Genomic DNA, 3425 nt, shown 5'->3' with positions numbered 1-3425 from the left:
TTGCAGCGGCCGTCGGGCGCAAGACCGCGCTGGCGGCTGAACTCCAGGAACATGCCCGGGGTCGCCATCACGGTCACGCCACCCGCGAGCGCCATGGTGCACTCGCCGTTGCGCAGGGCCTGGGCGGCCAGGTGAAGCGCGACCAGCGAGGACGAGCACGCGGTGTCGACCGTGACCGCCGGACCCTCGAACCCGAAGCTGTACGACACCCGGCCCGACGCCACGCTCGCGGCGAGGCCGGTGACGAGGTACCCCTCGACATCCGGTTCGTCGGCCGACATCGAGGCGTACTCCTGGGCGATCATGCCGGCGAAGACGCCGACCCGGGTGCCCCGGAGGAGGGCCGGGTCGATCGCGGCGTTCTCGACCGCTTCCCAGCTGGTCTCGAGCAGCAGACGCTGCTGCGGGTCGATGGCCAGGGCCTCACGGGGGCTGATCCCGAAGAACCCTGCGTCGAACAGGTCGGCGTCGTGCAGGAAGCCACCCTCACGGGCGTACGTCTTGCCGGAGACGTCCGGGTCCGGGTCGAACAGGCCTTCCACGTCCCAGCCGCGCCCGGTGGGGAACCCCCCGACCGCGTCGATGCCGTCGGCGACCAGCTGCCACAGCTCCTCCGGGGTGCTCACGCCGCCCGGGAACCGGCAGCCGATGCCGACGATCGCGATCGGCTCGTCGGCGTCGCCGGTCAGGGGACGGGAGACCGCACTTGAGCGGGAGGTCTCCGTCTGGGCGCCGACGAGGTCGGTCCGCAGCTTGTCCGCGAGGGCGGTCGGGCTGGGGTGGTCGAAGACGAGGGTGGCCGGCAGGCGCAGACCGGTGGTGGCGTTGAGCGTGTTGCGCAGTTCGACGGCCGTGAGTGAGTCCAGTCCCAGGTCCTGGAACGGGCGCTCGCCGGCGATCGAACCGGGGTCGGAGTGGCCCAGTACGGTGGCGACGGCCGACCTCACGAGGTCCAGCAGAATGCCCTGCTGCTCTGCCTCGGGGAGCCCCGCCAGTCGACGCGTCACTGCCGAGGCATGACCGGTGGCGCCCCCGCCGGACTGTGCCGCGCGCCGGGAGGGCGCGGGGACGAGGCCGCGGAGCACGGGGGAGAGGGTACCCGCCGCAGCCTGGGCGCGCAGTCCAGCGGTGTCGATCGCGGCGGCGACCGTGGACGCTTCTCCCAGGGACAGGGCGAGGTCGAAGAGCCGCAGGCCCTGCTCGTTCGGCATCGGCATCAGGCCGGTGCGGGCCAGGCGGCTGCGGTCGGTGGTGCCGAGGCCGCCCATGCCGGTCTCGGTGTCCCACAGGCCCCAGGCGAGGGAGGTGGCGGGGAGTCCGTTGGTGTGGCGGTGGTGGGCGAGGGCGTCGAGGTAGGTGTTGGCGGCGGCGTAGTTGGCCTGGCCCGCGCTGCCGATGACGCCCGCGATGGAGGAGAAGAGGACGAACGCCGAGAGGTCGGTGTCCTGGGTGAGCTCGTGGAGGTGCCAGGCCGCGTCGGCCTTGGGCCGGAGGACTGCGCTGAGCTGGTCGGGGGTGAGGGAGGTGATGGTGGCGTCGTCCAGGACGCCGGCGGTGTGGATGACGGCGGTCAGGGGGTGCTCGCCGGGGATGGCGGCGAGGAGGGCGGCGAGTGCGTCGCGGTCGGCGGTGTCGCAGGCGGTGATGGTCACCTGGGCGCCGAGTGCGGTGAGTTCGTTGGTGAGTTCGGTGGCGCCGGGGGCTTGGGGGCCGCGGCGGCTGGTGAGGAGGAGGTGGTGCGCGCCGTGTTGGGTGACGAGGTGGCGGGCGAGGCGGGTGCCGAGGGCGCCGGTGCCGCCGGTGATGAGGATGGTGCCGTGGGGGTCCAGGACGGGTGCGGCGGTGTCGTGGGGGAGGGTGGCGCGGGTGAGGCGGGGGGCGTGGGCTCGGCCTTCGCGGAGGGCGAGTTGGGGTTCCTCGGTGGTGAGGGCGGCGGGGAGGGCGCGGTGGGAGGCGTCCTGGCCGTCGGTGTCGATGAGGGTGATGCGGTGGGGGTGCTCGGCCTGGGCGGAGCGGATCAGGCCCCACAGCGCGGCACCCGTGAGATCGGCTTCGACAGCATCCTGGGTGAGGACTACCAGGCGGGTGGCTGCGAACCGGTCATCGGCGAGCCACTGCTGGAGGAACCCGAGCATCCCGTGGGCGGCGTCGTGCGTGGCCGCGACGGACGAGGCACCGCCGGCGACGGTGGCGACCACGACTGCCGGTACGGCGGCGCCGGCCGCGATCTCCGTGCCGAGCGTGTCCAGGTCCGCGTACTGCTCGACGGGAACCCCGCCCGTCTCAAGAGCGGCGGACAGCCGCGAGTCGTCGGCGCCCAGGACCGCCCAGCCGCCGGAGCGCGGCGCGTCGGCCTGCGCGGTCGGAACGGTGACCGGCGTCCAGTCGAGACGGTGCAGCGTGTCACGCTGCGGGCCGCGTGCGGCGGCGGCGAGCTGTTCGGCCGACACCGGACGCATGGTCAGCGAACGGATCGTCGCCACGGGCGCGCCCGTGGCGTCGGCGATGGCGAGCGACACCACGTCGTCACCCGCCGAAGTGATCTGCAGGCGCAGCGCCGTCGCTCCCACTGCGTGCAGGGACACCCCGCTCCACGAGAACGGCAGCCGTACAGGCCCGGGGTGGTCGGCGTCGCCGGCCGTGGCCGCGAGCGTGAACGCCCCGGGGTGCAGCGCGGCGTCCAGCAGCGCCGGGTGGATGCCGTATGCGGCCGCGTCGGAGTGGGCTTCCTCGGGAAGCGCGATCTCGGCGTACGTCGTGCTGCCGTCGCGCCAGGCGGCCCGCAGGCCCTGGAACGTCGGGCCGTAGTGGTAGCCCTGGTCGGTGAACCGGGCGTAGAAGTCGTCGAGTTCGAGCGGCGCGGCGCCGGCCGGGGGCCAGGCAGTCAGATCCGGCGGCGTGGTGGAGGCCCCCACCGCGAGGAAGCCGGTCGCGTGACGCGTCCACTCGTTGCCCTCGCCCGCGTCCTCCGGACGCGAATGGACGGTGAAGGGCCGCCGCCCGGAGTCGTCCGCCGGACCCACGGTCAGCCGCAGGTGGCGGGCGCCGCGCTGGGGGACGGCGAGGAAGACATGGTGGGTGAGCTCGTCGATCTCGCTGCAGCCGACCTGCTCGGCGGCGTGCAGCAGTAGGTCGATGAAGGCGGTGCCGGGCAGGACGACCGTGTCGTGCACGGCGTGCTCCGCCAGCCAGGCATGCGTCGTCTGGGACAGCCGACCGGTGAAGACAGCCCCTTCCCCATCGGGCAGTTCGATGGTGGTGCTGAGGATGGGGTGGTGGTTGGGGGTGATGCCGGCGGTGGTGATGTCGCCGGTGGTGGGGGTGGGGTGAAGCCAGTAGCTCTGGTGTTGGAAGGGGTAGGTGGGGAGGGTGGTGTGGGTGGGGTGGTGGCCGAGGAGGGTGGGCCAGTTGATGTTGGTGCCGGT

The 3425-nt window shown here is 73.3% G+C and carries 1 protein-coding gene; it reads right to left on the bottom strand.

The annotated features are described in order from the left end of the window. A partial coding sequence (locus ABZW10_RS38620) for a type I polyketide synthase (protein WP_355376378.1) occupies positions 1 to 3425 on the bottom strand: 3425 nt, incomplete at both ends.

This window comes from Kitasatospora sp. NPDC004723, assembly GCF_040609255.1.
Taxonomy (GTDB): domain Bacteria; phylum Actinomycetota; class Actinomycetes; order Streptomycetales; family Streptomycetaceae; genus Kitasatospora.
The sequence above is the reverse complement of the archived record's forward strand: the minus strand, read 5'-3'. Positions and strand labels throughout refer to the sequence as shown.